At 66.7% G+C, this 17,392-nt stretch carries 16 protein-coding genes, 1 tRNA gene and 2 pseudogenes; 11 read left to right on the forward strand and 8 right to left on the reverse strand.

Features of this window, described 5'->3' with window-relative positions; translation table 11 throughout:
- Nucleotides 1–6: 6 nt before the first annotated feature.
- The 4 genes and pseudogenes from OG906_RS00485 to OG906_RS43530 form a co-directional block, all read right to left on the reverse strand.
- The gene (locus tag OG906_RS00485; RefSeq protein WP_329438856.1) at nt 7–462 is read right to left on the reverse strand and encodes a group II intron maturase-specific domain-containing protein; all 456 of its coding nucleotides are present in this window, start codon (nt 460–462) and stop codon (nt 7–9) included.
- A 12-nt stretch (nt 463–474) separates the two neighbouring features.
- Nucleotides 475–648: a hypothetical protein gene (locus OG906_RS00490; RefSeq protein WP_329438858.1), complete on the reverse strand. Its 174-nt coding sequence runs from the start codon at nt 646–648 to the stop codon at nt 475–477.
- Between the two features lie 214 nt (nt 649–862).
- A tRNA-Ala gene (locus tag OG906_RS00495) sits at nt 863–936 on the reverse strand.
- Nucleotides 937–1,039: 103 nt separating this feature from the next.
- Nucleotides 1,040–1,357 (reverse strand): annotated as a pseudogene (locus OG906_RS43530) (winged helix-turn-helix domain-containing protein); the annotation flags it as partial.
- A 1,408-nt stretch (nt 1,358–2,765) separates the two neighbouring features.
- Here OG906_RS43530 and OG906_RS00510 point away from each other — a divergent pair.
- The 9 genes from OG906_RS00510 (at nt 2,766) to OG906_RS43535 (ending at nt 11,331) form a co-directional block, all read left to right on the forward strand.
- Complete coding sequence (locus OG906_RS00510; protein WP_329438860.1) at nt 2,766–3,746, forward strand: beta-ketoacyl-ACP synthase III; 981 nt, start codon at nt 2,766–2,768, stop codon at nt 3,744–3,746.
- Nucleotides 3,747–3,764: 18 nt separating this feature from the next.
- A complete protein-coding gene (locus OG906_RS00515) occupies nt 3,765–4,049 on the forward strand; it encodes an acyl carrier protein (protein ID WP_329438862.1) in 285 nt (94 codons plus the stop codon).
- Between the two features lie 524 nt (nt 4,050–4,573).
- Nucleotides 4,574–5,569, forward strand: coding sequence for a 3-oxoacyl-ACP synthase III family protein (locus OG906_RS00520; protein ID WP_329438865.1), 996 nt, complete (start codon nt 4,574–4,576; stop codon nt 5,567–5,569).
- 270 nt (nt 5,570–5,839) lie between these two features.
- Nucleotides 5,840–6,721 carry an alpha/beta fold hydrolase gene (locus tag OG906_RS00525; protein ID WP_329438867.1) on the forward strand — a complete coding sequence of 294 codons (882 nt, stop codon included), beginning with the start codon at nt 5,840–5,842 and terminating at the stop codon, nt 6,719–6,721.
- Between the two features lie 30 nt (nt 6,722–6,751).
- Nucleotides 6,752–7,708, forward strand: coding sequence for an alpha/beta fold hydrolase (locus OG906_RS00530; RefSeq protein ID WP_329438868.1), 957 nt, complete (start codon nt 6,752–6,754; stop codon nt 7,706–7,708).
- Between the two features lie 289 nt (nt 7,709–7,997).
- On the forward strand, nt 7,998–8,240 hold the full coding sequence (locus OG906_RS00535) for an acyl carrier protein (protein WP_329438870.1): 243 nt from the start codon (nt 7,998–8,000) through the stop codon (nt 8,238–8,240).
- Nucleotides 8,237–9,181 carry an alpha/beta fold hydrolase gene (locus tag OG906_RS00540; RefSeq protein WP_329438872.1) on the forward strand — a complete coding sequence of 315 codons (945 nt, stop codon included), beginning with the start codon at nt 8,237–8,239 and terminating at the stop codon, nt 9,179–9,181. Before OG906_RS00535 ends, OG906_RS00540 begins: the two co-directional genes overlap by 4 nt.
- A 25-nt stretch (nt 9,182–9,206) precedes the next feature.
- Entirely contained in the window at nt 9,207–10,445 is a 1,239-nt protein-coding gene (locus OG906_RS00545; protein WP_329438874.1) for a glycosyltransferase, read from the forward strand.
- A gap of 448 nt (nt 10,446–10,893) precedes the next feature.
- Entirely contained in the window at nt 10,894–11,331 is a 438-nt protein-coding gene (locus tag OG906_RS43535) for a VOC family protein (RefSeq protein WP_402307467.1), read from the forward strand.
- Between the two features lie 577 nt (nt 11,332–11,908).
- On the opposite strand, the gene OG906_RS00555 is transcribed toward OG906_RS43535, so the two are convergent.
- Together OG906_RS00555 and OG906_RS00560 are read right to left on the reverse strand one after the other, a co-directional pair.
- Entirely contained in the window at nt 11,909–12,583 is a 675-nt protein-coding gene (locus OG906_RS00555; RefSeq protein WP_329438876.1) for a pyridoxamine 5'-phosphate oxidase family protein, read from the reverse strand.
- Between the two features lie 40 nt (nt 12,584–12,623).
- Nucleotides 12,624–13,802, reverse strand: coding sequence for a globin domain-containing protein (locus tag OG906_RS00560; RefSeq protein WP_329438878.1), 1,179 nt, complete (start codon nt 13,800–13,802; stop codon nt 12,624–12,626).
- Between the two features lie 517 nt (nt 13,803–14,319).
- Between OG906_RS00560 and OG906_RS00565 the strand changes: the two are divergent.
- A pseudogene (locus OG906_RS00565) lies at nt 14,320–14,457 on the forward strand (GNAT family N-acetyltransferase); the annotation flags it as partial.
- Here OG906_RS00565 and OG906_RS00570 read toward each other — a convergent pair.
- On the reverse strand, nt 14,450–15,241 hold the full coding sequence (locus OG906_RS00570) for a sulfite exporter TauE/SafE family protein (protein WP_329438880.1): 792 nt from the start codon (nt 15,239–15,241) through the stop codon (nt 14,450–14,452). The pseudogene OG906_RS00565 and the gene OG906_RS00570 overlap by 8 nt on opposite strands.
- 3 nt (nt 15,242–15,244) lie before the next feature.
- The gene (locus OG906_RS00575; RefSeq protein ID WP_329438882.1) at nt 15,245–15,637 is read right to left on the reverse strand and encodes a TOBE domain-containing protein; all 393 of its coding nucleotides are present in this window, start codon (nt 15,635–15,637) and stop codon (nt 15,245–15,247) included.
- A gap of 538 nt (nt 15,638–16,175) precedes the next feature.
- Here OG906_RS00575 and OG906_RS00580 point away from each other — a divergent pair.
- Nucleotides 16,176–17,369 (forward strand): lycopene cyclase family protein, encoded by a 1,194-nt coding sequence (locus tag OG906_RS00580; RefSeq protein WP_329438884.1) that lies wholly within the window; start codon nt 16,176–16,178, stop codon nt 17,367–17,369.
- Nucleotides 17,370–17,392: the final 23 nt, after the last annotated feature.

Consider the following 17,392-nt stretch of genomic DNA (forward strand, 5'->3'; position numbering starts at 1 on the left):
CCCTGGTCACCAGACGACGGGCGCTGTCGGTACCCAGGCCCAGTGGGTGAAGAACCGGGGCCGCTGAGTGACGGTCCTGTTCCACGCTTCCTGTGCCTTCTTTCGTCCCCGAAGCCGTTTGTATTTCTTGCGGATCCAGCGCATCAGGTAAGAATTGCTGCGACCCAGAAGGGGATAAAGCGCCGACCGGCAGAAGGCGCCGCGGTACTGCATCCAACCTCGCACGACTGGATTGACCATGCGGGCGAGATCCGCTTCGGCGACCTCAGTGTGCAGGTGCAGTCTCCAGGACCACGCCCGCTTGCTGATCTTGTTCAGGGCGTCGTTGCTGACAACTGGATTGAAGCCGGTGAACATCTTCCCAGTCTTCAGCCGCACCTGCCGCGCCCCGAACGTGAACCCCAAGAGCGTGAACTCGGTGTGCTCATAGGAGCCGCGCCGGTTACTGTCCTTGCAATACACGATCCTGGTTTCCTAGGGGTGCAGCTCCAGTCCGACCTCACGCATCCGGCTCTGGAGAGCCGCGAGCACATAGTGTGCCTGGGCATCGCTGACGCAGTGGACCACCGCGTCGTCCACATAGCGTTCGAAGGCGACACCGGGGAACTCCCGGGCCATCCACGCATCGAACGCGTAGTGCAGAAACAAATTTGCAAGTACGGGCGAGACCGCGGAACCCTGCGGGGGTACTGCGGTCCCGGATCAGCAACGAACCATCGGGCAGCATCAAGGGCGCTTTCAGCCAGCGCTTGACATACAGAACCGCCCACGGCAGATCGGTGTTCGCCTCGACCGCTTTGATGACCAAGTCCCACGGCACACTGTCGAAGAACCTGTCCTGTTGGCGTGAGAAAGGGTGGGATGGGGCTGGCCGGATTCGAACCGGCGTCCTCCCACATGCGGTGAAGGCGCGACAGCCACTGCGCTACGAGCCCCATCCCGCCCACGATCATACTGCCGCCCACACCCAACACTTACGGAATTTATCCCCATAGGACTCGTCACTCAGCGGTGACGACCTCACAGAACCTGCGCCAGAACCCGGTTTGTAGCAGCACAGCGCGGCGACCGAGGTCCGGCGACGGGAACGGCCGCGGACGCGGACGACGGGGGTCTGTCCGCGTCGGCCCCAGGTGCGGGCACGGGGCGGAGTCGTCGAGAAGCCGGCCTCGTCATCGAAGACAAGCCATGCCCCGGACGCCGCCGCGAGGCTTCTACCCGCGGCCACACCCCAGCCGTGCCGTTTCAGCAGCCGCCACACCGTCGCCACCGACAGGCTCACCCGCAGACGACGGCGGATCAGCGTCTGGACCCTGGCCAGCGTCCGGCGTTCGTCGTCGAAGCCGTGCGCCGACGGGGAGGACGCGCGCGCCGTCCGCCCGATCACGACGCCATCGTCCTTCTGGTTCTGATGCGACGGGAACCATTCGCACTCAGGCTTGTTTGCCCCGACACGCAACACTTGAGAGCAGGTCAGAGCTCCACCGAAGAGCCCGCAACGGCGATTGCACCCGGCCACACCCCGCCGACGCACGCCCAGTTGAGAATCGGCGAAGGACACAGTGGCCTGAAAGAAATGCCATAGCCGCCCTCGGGCTCCGGCCCGTCCCGGCGAGGCCGGGCGAGGCCAGGGAGACGGCGAACGAGCATCCCGGCTCGCCGGTATCCCGCAGCGGTCGGGAAGGAGCAAGGCAAGTACGCCGATGGTGATCATCACCCCTTTGGGGTAGCGGTCGTCACTAATCGGGCTGGCCGTTGTTCTCATGGGCAAGCGAATCGCAGGTCGGCGGCGCCGCTCAGTGCTTTCCTCTCAGGTCCGTACAACCTGAGCCCAGCGGAACATGGTCGCCCTGCAGTCGTCCGATGAGCTCACGGTCAACACAGCAGCGCCTGCAGAAGACGCAGATATGGAGTGCCATATGACGCAGCTCACCTGGCTGGTTTGGGCGAACGTCGATCGTCCTACCCTGCGGGATCGCATGAGACGCCTCACGGTCCAGGACCGCAATGCGCGGGAAATCGCCGGCGCGATGATGGTCATTGCCGCCTTGGGGACTTGGGCGATTCTCCACGCTCGCGGGGGCCCACAGGCAGACCCGCCTCGGACCATGACTCGATTGCGTTCATGATGCCTCGGCTGGAGTCGCGGTCCGAGTGCAACTGGTGGTGCCCTGGGGGCGAGGGGTAGGCCACATGCTCGGCATTGCGGCCTACCACCTGAGACAAGGCGTAACACCGCTGGCGGACACGCGACCGGGCTGGACATCAGCCCGTCGACACGTGGCCAGCAGTCGGTAGGGATCCCGAACAGAACACCAGGCGCTGCCGCAGACGCTCCGACAGACGGTCCTGCCCGCAGGAGGCGGCGCCTGCCCGAGCCCGGCGGGTCTCGCAGGTATCGCCGACGAGAGCCTGATCACGTTCAAGGCTCGGGGCCGGGTAAAAGCGACTCGAAGCCGGCCACCGTTCGAACGACTCTCCGACCACTCGGGGCGCCGTACTGGTCCGGGATGCGTTCATCTCTCGCCTGCAGCGTCACCTGATGGCGCCGACTTGACGAGCGTCCGGCCTCGCGATGGTGCTACTGCCTTTCAGTGTTCTGGGCAGATCCATTTGCGGCAGTCATGGCACTGTGGAATTGGCTGTATGTTGCGGGGTTGTCAGCGAAACTTGGGGCATCAAGTCATGCCACGCACAGCCAGATTGTCCTATTTAATAATGCGGGGAATTCAATGTCGGGGAATGTTCTGTCCGTCTTGGTAGGCGTGGGTGCCGAGCTGCCGGAGCGAGTGATTCGAAATACCGATGAACCGATTTCGCTGCTCGACACGACCGACGGGTGGATCCGGTCGCGGACGGGCATCGAGAGACGACGATGGGTCCGGCCGGGGGAAAGTACGGGCGATCTGGCCGTGCGGGCCGGCCGCCGGGCATTGGACAACGCGGGAGTCGCCGACGTGGACCTTGTGGTGGTTTCGACCACCACCCCTGACCACCACTCCCCGGCCACGGCTCCGTGGGTCGCCGCTCAGCTGGGACTGGGCACCGTACCGGCCTTCGACATTGCAGCAGCCTGTTCGGGGTTCGTGTACGCGGTCGCTGCCGGCGACGCGTGGATCAGGTCCGGTATGGCGAGACGCGTTCTCGTGATCGGGGCAGAGACGCTGTCAACCATCACCGATGTGTCCGACCGCGGGACTGCCGTCGTCTTTGCCGATGGAGCCGGCGCGATCGTGTTGCGGAGTGGCGAGACGGGCGAGGCTGGTGCCGTCCTGTCGGTCCGGCTCGGCAGCGACGGTACGCAGAAAGACCTGGCAGTGATCGCAGCCGGCGGCGCACGGTGGCCGGACTCCAAGCAGGAAGCAGAGCATGGTGAAAGGTGCCTGCGAATGCAGGGGCCGCAGATGTTCGCTCACGCTGTGCGGCGGATGACGGAAGTCTCCCGCGGCGTGCTGGGGGATGTCGGTTGGCCGGTCGGCGACGTCGAGGCGTTCATCGGACACCAGGCCAACCAGCGCATCCTCGACAAGGTCGCCGAGCTCGTCGGTATCCCGCCCGAACAATGTCTGGGCAACATCCGCACCGTGGGCAACACTTCCTCGGCCTCGATCCCGCTCGCCATGGACCAGGCCGTGCGGGACAAGGCGGTAGAGCCCGGGGCGCGGACGCTGCTGACCGCCTTCGGCGGCGGTGCGGTCTGGGGGGCCGTCGCCATGACCTGGCCCGACATCCGACTTTCCATCTGAAGCAGAAGGAGCATCCCTGTGGAAGCACGCGATCAAGAACCTCTGGCCTACATCACCGCGTTCCTGACAAAGGACTTCCGTATTCCACCGCAGCGGCTCGCACCGGAGGCGACGTTCTCCAGCCTGAACCTGGACTCCATCGCCCAGGTGGAGCTGTTCGTCACTCTGTCCGATCGCTATGGCGTGGAACTGGACGACTCCCTCGCGTCCGGTGAACTCACGCTCGGGGAGATGGCTGGGCTCGTACGAGCCCAGTTGGGCGGTCCCGACGGCAACACCGACCATGCGCAGGCGCCCGCCTAGGGATGAGGAGAGACCGCTCTGCCCGCAGGGCGGGTGAAGTCCAGGGATCCGGTGATTGGGGCATTCGCTCGCACACGGGCGCTTGGGCGCGCTCTCGGTCTCTTGTCAGCCACGAGCGTAACCCGACTTCACCCGATCGCGCCGGTTCTGATCGTCGGCGGAATCGTGGAGGGCATCATCGCTGGTCGGCAATGGATCAGCACGCGCTCCATGCCCGGGTCCACCCCCTCGGGTCGGCCGAGCCGGCGTCAGCACCCTGCGGCTCCCACAGGAGTTCGGCCTGCCCTATCCGACCGCCGAGGGCTTCCTCGGTGCATGGGGCAGTCGCGTCGACGGCCAGCATGGTGGCGTCACCGGCGATCTGCTGGTTCGGCATCTCACCGGCCGCAGACGACCGGGCGACCACTCCTGCTCGCAAGGGTGCCGATGTCCGCGCCGCACGTGCGGATGCCCACTCCGTCACCGAATGACCAGTCGCTGCCCGGGACCATCGGTTCCGGGCAGCCGAAGCGTAGGGAAAGTTTGTGACACAGACGGTTCTGTGTGGGCTTGGCAGCTGGTTGCCGCCGACAACGGTGGACAACGCGCGGATTCTGACACCTGCCGCTGCTGCCTTCGTCCGGCGGCGTCTGGGAATCGCCCAGCGTCACAGGGTCACTCCGGGCAGCGCGACCGTCCACATGGCTACCCAATCGGGCCAACGCGCCTTGGCTTCTGCGGGCATGCCGGGCGTCGACGCCCTCATCCTGGCAACCACCACACCGGACCGCCTGTGTCCCGCCGGGGCGCCCGAAGTCGCCGCGAGCCTTGGCATGACCGGAGTTCCCGCGTTCGACATCAACGCCGGCTGCTCCGGATTCCTGTACGCGTGCGAAGTCGCCCGCGGGCTGATCGCTGGGGAGAGCGCAGGGACCGTGTTGGTCATCGCCGCGGAAACCACCTCCGCGATGGTCAATCCGAATGACCCCGACACGGCGCCGATCTTCGGCGATGGTGCAGGCGCCGTTGTGCTGCGCGCCGCCCTGCCCGGAGAGGCACCCACATTCGGCACGGGTGTGTGGGGCAGCGACGGCACCCTTGCCGACATTCTCGCCATCCCTGCCGGAGGAGCCCGCCGTCGCGCTCCCGAGGCGACGAGCGACGAACTGTTCCTGCATCTACGGGGTAGCGAAGTCCTACGCAACGCAGTTCGCCGCATGACTGACGCGGTACGTCAAGCGGTCAAAGCCGCGGGGTGGACTCTGGAGGAGGTAGAGGTGCTTCTCGCGCATCAGGCCAACGCGGCCATCAGTCATGCCGTGGCCGCAGCTCTCGACTTCCCCAGTGAGCGGATGCCCTCCAACATCGAACGCGTCGGAAATACAGCCGCTGCTTCCGTCCCTCTCCTTCTCGCGGACGCGGCCGCGGACGGCACCCTCAAGCCCGGGCAGCGTGCCGTCCTGGTGTCCTTCGGCAGTGGTTTGTCCTGGGCCGCCACCACCTGCGTGTGGCCCGAACGCCTGACCCCGTACACCACCTGACCTCCACTCGCGAGGCACCGGGGTGCTGCGGCTGAGGGGTAGGCAGACTCACGGCAGCACGACCTCAGGCACCTGGCAATCGGGTCAAGAACCGACAGTTCGCCAAGCGCGGCCGAGCACACGCGCAGAGAGAGCAGCGCACCAAGCGGGTTATCACAGGAATTTCTACCATGTGGAATCTCGAAGGGTTGAGAAATGGCCGTGAGGCTGGACAGTGCGTACTCCGTTACCCACACGCTTGACTGGAAGGGAAACAAGTACCTTTGCCGCGTGGTCACGCCCACAACGGCGAGCCGACACAACACCCTCCTGGTCCTGCCAGGAATCATGTATCCCTTGCATTCATGGCCCCGACTCGAAGCGGAGTTCGCCGACGCCAGGCGTCTTGTCTTCGTGGAACTACCCGGGGTGACCGGCGCCTCAGCGGCGGTTCCGCAATTTACGTGGGAATTCCTGCTCGGAGCAACAGTGAACATCCTGGACTCGCTCAGTATCCAACACTGCGATGTGCTTGCCGCTTCGGCTTGCGGACCTCTGGGATACCGCTTGGCGCACCAGCACGGCGACCGGATCTCTCGGCTGGTTCTGGTGGGAGCACCTTCCCACAACCTCAGCCAGGAGACCGAGGCAGTGATCCGGCACATGGATCGATTTATTGCCCTCATGCCATCACTAAGCACCGATCGCTCGACGCGAAAAGAATTCGCCGGAATTATTGCAGACACTTTGACACTCTCAAACAGGACCCGGGGGCGTCGGTCTGCCGGCATGATCGCCCTCGCGCTTCGCCACAAGCTCTCCCGGCTTCCTCGCGAGGACTACATCAGGTTTGTTCAATATCACCATGACCTCATGCTGAACCCTGACGCAGAGGTAATTCCTCCGGGCGTGATCGAAGGAGTTCCCACTCTGGCCGTATACGGCCAGCATGACGGGATCACGCCCCCCGAATCGGGCAGGGAACTCGCCAAGAGCATTGCCGACTGCACCGTAGCCGTCATGAAGGAGTGCGGACACATGCTAAACAATGAGCGGTCCAAGGAATTCAACGACCTCGTCAAGCGTTTCCTGGCGGGGAGTTCCCTGGAATCCCTGCCATACCTTACCTACCTTTCGACACACCAAGACGCCCACGCATCCGATCTGATTTGATCAATGACGCGCCGATCGAGGAGTGAGTAGATGCTGGAAAAACTGTACGAAGCCGGCCTTAAGCATCTCCAGAGCGCCCACTCTCAAACATTTCAGGAAGAATGGCAAGGCCACGACTACGCCTACCGAGTAGTGGAACCCGAATTTGGTGACTGTAAAAGAACACTGCTGGTCCTGGGCGGCGCACTTCGTCCCCTGAAACCCTGGCCGCGCCTGGAGTCGAATCTGCCCGCCGGAACCCGAGTCGTTTTCCTGGAACTTCCGGGCCTTTGGGACTCGAGGGCCATTCCCTCACCATTCACCTGGAATCTTCTCGTTGGCGCCGCGGTGCGAACGCTGGACGTTCTGGGGGCAGCGACGTGCGATGTCCTGGCGCTTTCAGCCTCCGCTCCACTTGGGTACCGGCTGGTGCGCGACCACGGTGACAGAGTATCTCGCCTGGTCATGGTGGGCGCCCTCTCTTGCGTAACGGAAGAGGTGAGGGAAGTACTTGAGCGCATGAGCGCTTGTCTCACGCACGATCGAAGGCTCGAAAGTGACCGCGACACACGCAAAGCGTTCACGTCAGCCTATTCGGACTTCTTCCTCTTGTCGCGCAAGTCGACCAACAGGGCGGCAGTAACACTCAGTGCCACAATCATGCGAAAGCTGTTCACCGAAGTACCAGTCGAAAAATTTCGGAAGTGCGCCCAATTCTATCGAGATCTCTTCCTGGCAAACTCCGAACAGATTATTCCGCAGGGTGACACGGGCGGAACACCGATGCTGCTGATCTACGGGGAGCTTGACGGGGTCGCACCGCCCGAGCATGCGCCCATCATCGCCCGAAATTCCCCCAACTGCCAGGTGGCGGTGATGAAAGGGGTTGGACACAACCTACAAGTCGAATCGGCCAAAGACTTTCTCGACCTACTGACGCGCTTCTTGACGGACGTTCCGCTGAACGAACTACCGTACTGCTCCTTGTCGTCAACCCTGCGGCAATGAAATGACTCACACTCGGGAATCCCAGTACCCCAGCACAAGGATTCGAATGCCCTCCCGCCTGACGGCGAAGGTCTACTCCCATTTGTCAGTGGGACGCCTGACCGATTGAGTCGCAGAGCGACTGAAGCACCGTGATGAAGCATCCCCAAGGGCCCTACCTTCGTTGAAATGGGGACCGGGACACTGCGGCCTTGTTCCATCGGCAGTGACGTGTCCCGCGCCGCGGCTGCCGCCGGCGCCCCCCTCAGCCCAATCCACGCGTAGAGCCCTCGACTTTGGAGGTCAAACCATGTCCGACATGCTCGCCACCGTCATCGACGTCCTCACCCGTCGGGCAGGGCTGCCATCCGGGCCCGTCAAACCAGAGGCCACCCTGACCCAAGCCGGCGTGGATTCCATGGCCGTTGCCGTACTCGCTCTGGTCCTGGAGGAGGAGCACGGTCTCGCCATCACGGAAACCGACCTGTCCGGCAGCTCGACCATCGCCGAGCTCGCCGCCTACATCGAAAGCCACCAGGCGGCCACCACATGACAGCTGCCCCGATCGCCACAGACCGCGTCATCCACTGGCGTGGCGGCCGCTACCTCTGCCGACTGGTGACCCCACAAACCGAGACTGCCCGGCAACCCGTACTCGTCCTCAGTGGCGGTCTGCAGAACCGACTGTCATGGGCGCGGCTGGAGCGGAGCCTTGGCACCCAGCACACCCTTCTCATCCCCGACTTGCCACAGGCCAATCCATCAGAGCGGCCTCAGGCCCGTCTCACGTGGAAGGACCTGACCGACGCCGCGCTCGAGGCACCCACCCAACTCGGCTTCGAGCACTTCGCCGCCCTGGGTGTCTCCTCCGGCTACCCCATCGCCTACCGCCTGGCGCAGCAGCACCCGGACCGCGTCTCCGACCTGCTGGTCTTCGGTGCTTCCCTACAACCCGGCCCCGGCCTGACCGCCCTCCTCCAGGAGGGACTGCAACGTCAGGCCGCCTCCTCGCTCCGGCGCGACGAGGAGCCGGGCCCGGTCACCACGTCCACCGAGGGAACGCGCCCCCGCCTCCGGCACCAGGAATCCGTCGAGAAGCTGGTCAACCTGTTGACGAACCAAGAGGCGGCCCGGCACACGTTCACGATCCGCGCGGCCGCGCGTGTTCTGCGCAATCAACTGGCCGACTCACCCCTGGATCCGCTTGTCGCATACGTCGCCGACCGCGGCCATCTCCTCCTCGACTCCCCCCTCCCACAGGGCGGGATCGATCAGGTCCGCACCCTCGTCGGCGTCGGCGAGCACGACAACGTCACCACGGTCGAAGACAACCGCTCCGTCGCCTCCACGATCCGCGACGCCACCTTCGTGATCATGAAACACACCGACCACCTGATGCACATGGAACGCGACAGCGACTTCGCCGAACTCATCACCCGCTTCCTCCACCAACACCCCCTCTCGGTCGCCGACACCCACAGTGTTCGGATCTGAACCACGAAGCCAAGGAACCTTTTCAGTGCGCCCCTCGCCGCCCCAGCGCCCAGCCCTGCGCATTCTCCTCGCGACCTGGGGCACCACCGGTGACATCGCCCCCTACACAGGCCTGGCTCTCGGGCTCCGCGATGCCGGCCACCACGTCACCATCGTCACCTCGACCCGATACGCCCCACACTTCACCGTCCACGGTCTGCCCGTACGGGAGATGCCCCTCGCTCATCAAGACGATCTGATGACTCAGCCCGTCCCACGGTGGGCGAGCATGCGCAACGGGCACGACGTCGCCGCCGCCGCCGCACCGGCCCTGCTCGAAGCCGCCGCAGAGGGAGCGGACATCATCCTCGCCCACCCCCTGCTGCACCCCTTCTGCGCCCTCATCGGCGAAGGGCTGCGACTGCCCTGCATCGGCGTGTACACCGTCGCCCACGCCATGATGCTTCCTCGCATCATGAAAGCCACGCCCTGGAAGCAACACCTCATCGCCGATACCGCGGTCAAACTCTTCCTCAGCCCGATGTACGTCTCGTCTCTCAAGCGCCTGAGGCACTCACTCGGCCTCCCCCAGCGTCGCCTCGACGACATCGTGCGGACCCTGCACGGCCAGCCGGTCTGCTACGGCATCAGCAACGCCCTCCTACCCCACGATTACCCGATGCCGCAGGGCCACACCGGCACCGGATACTGGTCGCCGGCGCGCCCACCGCAGTGGAAGCCCGACGCCCGCATCGTGGACTTCCTCGAAGCCGGACCCGCTCCCGTCTACTTCGGATTCGGCAGCATGCACCGCCTCGACAGGAACCGTCTGAGCGAGACCATCGTCCGCGCCACGAGAAAACTTCGCGTGCGTGCCATCATCCAAACGGGATGGGCGAATCTATCCAGCGACGCGGACGAGGTATTGACCATCGCCGAGTGCCCACACGACTGGCTCTTCCCCCGCGTGCGCGCCGCAGTCCACCACGCCGGGCCGGGCACCACACACGCCTCCCTCCGGGCCGCCACCCCCACCTTGCCCGCCCCCGTCACCTGGGACCAGCCCTACTGGGCCGCACGCCTGACCGCCCTCGGCCTGGCACCGACAGCCATCCCCGCCCGCAGGCTCAATACAGACAACCTCACGCAAGCCTTGCGGATGACACTCGACCAAACCCCGTACAGGGACAAGACCCGGCGCCTCTCCCACCGTCTCTCCGATGAGTGCGGCACCGCCGGCGTGCTACGCGTAGTGGATCAAACCATGCAGCGGGCGCGTCACTGACCACCGGTTTCGCAAGTCCCCCCAACAGACCTGACGCAGCCACTGCTCCTGCGTCACGTAACGGCTGCCAGACGGGTGCCTGACCGACTTTCAACGGGCCCGGTGACACCGGCCGGGGCTCTGAGGGTTGTGATCCGCCGCCGGCTCTGCGCCTCCTGACTGGCCAGTGCCGCCGGGCTCGGCATGGCGCGGGGATCTCACAGCGGTCAGCAGCCACCTTGCTGATTCGTTTCAGAATGAGTCGACTTGCGGGCCTTGTGCTTGGGGATCTTGGTCAGCAGGGTATCCGGGATGCGTGCTGATTTCAGTCTGGGAGACTTGCGAGGCGGGTGTCTCGCTGCCGCCGCCGCTCCCGAATAGCATGCCAACAGCGGTGACGACAGCAGGCGACGGGTTCGACAGCTCGGGGGGAATGGAATGCTGGCCGGGATCGTGATCGACGCGCTGGATGTCGCACGTCTGGACCGCTTCTGGCAGGACGCGACGCGGGGCCGGACGGACGGCCTGCGGCTGCGGTTCGTGCCGACGGCGAAGCCGAAGGCGGGCAAGAACCGACTCCACCTCGACCTGGCCGGGGGGCCGGAACTGGGAGGCCGAGGTGGCCCGCCTGTGCACACTCGGTGCGACGCGGGTCGACATCGGCCAGGGGGACGTCCCCTGGGATGTGCCGGCTGACCCCGAGGGCAACGAGTTCTGCGTGCTGCGTCCCGGGCATCCCGGAGTACTTGCAGACTCCGGCCTCGTCGCGATCTGCCGAGACATGGCCGAAGAGGACCGCCACGCGCAGCCGTCCTTCTGGGAGTCCCAGGCCGACTGGCACACCATCGATCCCACGACTGGGGCGTCCGGCTTCGACGGAGGCCCACCAGCACGGTCTCGCTGGTGATGGGGCCCCCTGCGGCACCGAAAGCGGTGCGGAACAGCAGCACGGGGACGTGTGACCGCTGGTTGCCCTCAGCCTGGACCGGCAGGGCCCGATCGTTTCCGAGGGGGTGGATCGGGTCGGGCCCCGGTCGGTGCGGCGATCCCCGTCGCGGCGGCGGAGTGCCTGCGTCAGGAGCCGAGGCAGCGGCCTGAGGGTCAGACCTCGCCGCGCCAGGAGCCGGACTCGCCGCCGCGGGACTCGATGTACTTCTTGAAGTTCTTCAGGTCGACGTCCCTCGGCCGTCCGACAGCTGATCCTCGACGCTCTTGAGCGAGCTGCTCGGCTCGCTCGCCGCCGCCTTTGTCATCGGGGCCACGACCCTGGCTCGGCGATGCGGCTCTCCCGTGAAGGGGCACCATGTCCGCACCGGGACACCGACACAAGCTGATCCTTTTCGGAGGTGCCCGGCGGCCAAGTGTCCGCCGCCTCCGCCTGGACGTAGCGGCCCAGGATGTGCGCCTCTTTGGGACAGGCCCCCACCGTGCGGCGGGATGATCTGGTCAAGGCACCTGCACCGGCTACTCCTGCGGGACTGTGGTCATGGGCTGTGCCAGTGCAAGGACTTCCGCCCCGTCATCAGGGCCTCCACGGGGTAACCGCTGGTCGCCTCCGGGGCCGACGCGGGGCGGGAGCTGGTGAAGTAGTCCGCATCCTTCGGGCGGTCGGCGGTGGGGGTGGGGCGGGGGCCCGGCACCAGGTGCGGTATGTACTTGGAACAGTGGATGTAAGCCTCTTCAACGCTGAGGTGGACCCACATTTCGGGGCCGCGCCCCGGCGCGATGTCGGTGGGCAAGCCGGGGTGCGATGCGCGGAGTTCGGCATCGGCGTAAAGGTGGGCGACGCCGTTGACGTGCAGGCCGACGTGGTGGTGAGTGAAGTCGACGAAAAGCATGCCGAGGTGGGGGTTTTCCGTCATGTTGCCGGCGCTGGCGAGCACCCCATTTCCCCGGAACTCAGGGTAGGCAAGAGTGCGCTCGTCCAGTACGTGCACGAAACCGGGTGGGCCCGCCCGGAAACTGGCGTCGCATTCCCCGTGCGAGTCGGCGGTGGCCAGGAAAACCATGCTCTGGCACCCGATGAACTCCCGCATCTCGGCGGTGAGGCACGGGCGCACCTGCTGGTCGTAGAACCGGGTGGCGCGGTCGGCGCTGCCCAGATGCTGTTGCAGCCGGCGTTCGCCCGCTGATCCGAACGACTGTGGGGGCAAGGGCATGGGGTGTTCTCCTGGCAGGATCAGATGGCAAGAGCAGAGCTCATGGAGCGGACAGCACGGGGGTCTCGAACGGGTCATGGTGGATGCGGTCGGGCAGGGTGCCGTGCAGCGTGAGTGTCTCGCTGGCGGAGACCACCATCGGGGCCGGTCCGCTGAGATAGACGTCGTGCTGGTACCACGGGCCGTACTCAGCCAGAACCTCCGGCAGGGATCCCCGGATGCCGGGGATGTACTCGTGGGAGACGGCGCCCCTGATGGACAGCCAGTGGTACTGCTGCGCCATGCGGAGCATGTCATCGACTCCGTACAGCTCGGCTCCGGTACGGGCTCCGAGGAACAAGTCGACCTTGTGTCGTCCGCCACGACACGCCACCTCCTCGACGATCGCGCGGATCGGTGCGAGACCGGTGCCGCCCGCCACGCAGAGCAGGTCGCTGTGGACGGCTGCATCCAGCACCATGTCGCCCATCGGTGAGCCGAGCTGAAGGACGTCCCCCACGGCAGAGCGGTGTACGAGTGCGTCGCTGACGGAGCCACCCGTCACCGCACGTACGTGGAAGGTGAGGGTGCCGTCCCGACGGGGGGCGTTGGCGGGCGAGTAGTACCGCCACTGCTTGGGCCACCACGGCGTCTCAAGGCTGACGTACTGTCCGGCGGCATACGGGTACGGCATGTGGGGGCGTACGGTGACCTCGCCGATGCCGTGTCCGCGTAGAACCTTGTGCACCACAGTGGCGGGCCAGACGGCGGGTCGCTGCGCCTCGTCCTGCTCGGCGGCGCTGATCATGACGTCGGCGACCACACCGTATGCCTTGGTCCAGGCTGCGGCGATGTCCTCGGTCCAGGCGGGACCGGCGTAGCGGGCCAGAGAAGCGAGGAGGCATTCCCCCACGGCGGGAAAGTGCGCGCTGAGGGTGCCGAACTTGCGATGATCGCGGCCGAGGTGGCCGCAGAAGCGGACCAGGCTCTCCGGGTCGTCGACCAGGTCCACGATGCGCAGCAGTGCGCGGAGCAGACGGCCGCGCTGGGCGTCCATTCCCGGGGGGAACATCGGACGGACCTCGGGGTAGCGGGCGAAGAGGATTGCGTAGAAGTAGACCGTCATGTCGGCGGCGAGCGGTTCGACGACGGAGACGGAACTCCGTATGAGTGCTATCTCGTGGGCCGAGAGCGGTGGCTCGGCGCTGGTCGAGGGCGAGGCGGCAGTCGCATGGGGCACGGGCTCCTGCGGGTGCGATTGAGTGGGTGGGTTTGTCGGGCGTCCGATCCGGAACCTCAAGGGACCAGTGATCCTCCCGTCGGTGTGCAGCGTGGACGCGAGCGTCCGGTAGCAGGGCCGTTCATGAGGCCGGAGCCTTGCGGCATGCCGTAGGCAGAGCCCTCACCCGATCTGCCTCTCCCGAGGATGGCAATCGTGACGGCTACGGGGGCGGGCATGAGTCCTCCTGGTGGAGACGGGTAGCTAAATGGATCAAACGGTTCCGGAGGCTACATCATCGTCGTGGTGACTCAGAAGTAGTGAGGAGCACCACGGCGGGCGCGGCCTGCTCCGCGCTCGGCGATACCGCCTCGGAAGACAGTTGGTGCAAGACGCCGGATTCCCTGTACGAGCCCGATGGGGAGCTCGTTCGTGCACAGCGACCCGAAGGAAGCCCCTTGTCAGGCTCCCTGACCCTGCCCTCGATGTGGGTTGTCAATCGCCCCGGTTCCTCTGGTGATTCCCAGTCCGGTATCTCCCCCAGAACGCCGCCGGCCTCGCCGTCCATACGCGGGCCAGCTTCCCTGTGACCGCCACCCCCGAGCGCATCGGCCGCCACCACGGGGTGTGGCGGGACGCGATCCTGCTGGAGCGCCGCAGCCCGAAGGTCAGCTGATCGTCTCGATGGCGTAGAGGCCGCCAACGCCTGCGGCCAGCGTGCCGAGCAGCAGCCGCAGGGCCTTCTCGGGGAGGTGGGGCTGGAGGCGGGCGCCGAGATAGCCGCCGATGAGTCCGCCCAGACCGCAGGCCAGCCCGAGGAACCAGTGGGGCGCGATGCTGCCGGAGCCGGCCAGCGACAGCAGCGCATAGGTGGCGGCGCCGACGACCGAGGTGGCAAAGGTGGAGGCCAGGGCCGCCGGGGCGACCACCGCGACGGGCATGCCGCGACCGACGAGGATCGGGCCGAGCAGGGAGCCGCCGCCGATGCCGTAGATCCCACCGACCAACCCCACCCCCAAGGCCAGGCCCGTCACCGCCCGCGCGGACGGCTCGTCCTGGCCGGACGGCTTCGGCTGCCGGGACGGCAGGAGCGTCAGGGCGATCAGCCACAGGCCCAGCGGCAGCAGGAACACGGCCACCAGGGCCTTGAAGACGGCCGCGCCCGGGATCGCGAACACGCGGATGACCGCGCCGAGGACGACGCCCGGCAGCGTGCCGAGCACCAGCCGGCGTACCAGCGGGCCGTGCAGGGCGCCGGTGCGGCGGTAGCGCAGCAGCGCGCCGGGGCCGGCAATGACGTTGTAGAGGAGGTTGGTCGGCGTCACGGCCGGGGACGGCACGGCGAACACGCTCAGCTGCACGGGCAGCAGGAACACCGCCCCCGACACCCCTACCGGCGCCGTGACCAAGGCGATCAGCAGACCGGCCAGCAACCCGGCCGCCCCCACTCCCCACTCCACGGGTCAGCCGCGTTCGATGTGCACGCTGGTCGACTTCACCCGCGCGGTGACCGTCATCCCCGGCTCCAGGGCGAGTTCCATGACGGCCTCCCGGGTCAGGAGGGGCACCACCCGGTGCGGGCCCGCCTGCACCTCGACCTGGGCGGCGACGTCACCGAGCTTGACGGCGGTCACGATCCCGGGGAAGGCGTTGCGGGCCGATGGGTACGGTGCCTCCTCGCCCACGCCGCCCTCTTGGGCGACCTCCACGCAGACCGCGGCGAGATCCGTTCCCTCAACGATGCGGCGGTTGCCTTCGCGATGGGTCGGGAAGCGGTCCGCGTCGGCCCATCGCCGGACCGTGTCGATGCTCACGCCCAGCAGCTCGGACGTCTGACCCATGGTGGAGGACTCCATGGGCCTCACCCTAAGCGCGCCCGCACGGGCCGCTTAACCTGGTGTCACCGGGGTCACGACTGCTGGAGGTTGCCGATCTGCCGGACGGCGTCGCGGGCGGGGCGGCCGACGCCGATGAGGCGGTGTAGGTCGGACCGGTCCAGTCCCCGTAGCCGAGCAGCTGCAGGCGCGGCTCGTCTACCGCGCGGGTGCCGTCGGTGGCCGGTAAGGGCCGTCCTTGGCCCGCAAGGCACCTGCCGCTGCGCGGGTGCGCGCAGGGTGTGGCCTCGTGGACGAGCCGGATCCGGTTGGCCTCCTCGAACTGCGCTGTCGTCAGCAGCACCTCACCGTGCAACTCGACGTCGATCGGTCCTCCACGCGGCGGCGAACGTGTCGCTCTCAACCGTGCGGAAGGGCGGTCCAGGGGCCGCGAGGATGATCCGCCCGCGCGTACGGCCGTGCCCTTCGGGGCCGGCCCCCTCATGAGCGGTTTACTGCATCCGCCGGGATGCGCGGCGTGGAAGAGGGATGACGGGTGCGAGGAGCAGGGGGTCGAGAGGTGAGCCGGGACGCTGACGTGACCGTGATCGGGGCAGGAGCGGCCGGGCTGTCCCTCGCGGTCGCCATCGCGAAGCCCTTCCCTGCCGGCCGGCGCGCACCGCGCGTGGCTCTGGTCGAGGCCCCGCCGGGGCCGTTGCGTCCGCCCAGGCGCACCTGGTGCTACTGGGAGTCAGGCGAGGGCCCGTACGACGGGTTGCTGACAGCGAGTTGGAACCGGCTGCGCCTGTACGCCCCGGACGGGACGATGATCGACCGCCCACTGGGAGACACGCGATACAAGATGCTGAGGTCGGACCGGTTCGAAGCGGCCATGTTGGAGCGGCTCGACGAGCATGGGGTCGAGGTACGGCACATGGCCGTGGAGTCGGCGCGTGACAGGCAAGGCGAGGCCGTGGTCCACGGTCATGACGCGTCGATGACGCCCTCGGTGATCCGGTCGGGCCTGGTATTCGATTCTCGGCCGCCGCAGCGGCTGCCTGCGGCCCGAACCACACTGGTGCAGCACTTCCAGGGTTGGTTCGTGCGAACCGACCGGCCCGTGTTCGATCCCGGCGCGGCGATCTTGATGGACTTCCGCCTCCCTCAGCCGCCCCGCGGCCTCGCCTTCGGCTACGTCCTGCCCCTGAACCGGTATGAAGCGCTGGTCGAATACACACAGTTCTCCCGCGCGGCCCTGGACGAGGTGGCGTATGACCAGGCCCTGCGCCACTACTGCACGTCGGTGCTGGGGCTGGGCGACTACACCGTGCGGGAGCGGGAGCAAGGGGCGATCCCCATGAGCGACGGCGTCTACCCCCGCCGCCGCGGGCGTCGTGTCTTCTTCATCGGCGCCGCCGGCGGGGCGACCCGGCCCTCGACGGGGTACACCTTCGCCGCGATCCAGCGCCAGAGTCGTCATCTCGCCGAGGCGGTGCGAGCGGGTCGCTCCCCCGCCCGGGTCCCCTCCGTACACGGCCGCAGGGCGCGGGCGATGGACGCGGTGCTGCTGCGCGCGTTGGACACCGGGCGAGTCGACGGCGCGGCCTTCTTCACCCATCTCTTCTCAGTGGTGCCGGCCGAGCGGGTCCTGCGGTTCCTGGACGGTGCGACCTCTCCCCTGGAGGACTTCGGCATCGGTCTGCGCACGCCCGTGATGCCCATGCTTCGGTCACTTGTGGAACTGCCACTGCTTCGCCGATCCGTCCCGGCTTGAGTGCCCGGACGACGCTGAAAGGC

It is taken from the genome of Streptomyces sp. NBC_01426, from assembly GCF_036231985.1.
Classification (GTDB): domain Bacteria; phylum Actinomycetota; class Actinomycetes; order Streptomycetales; family Streptomycetaceae; genus Streptomyces.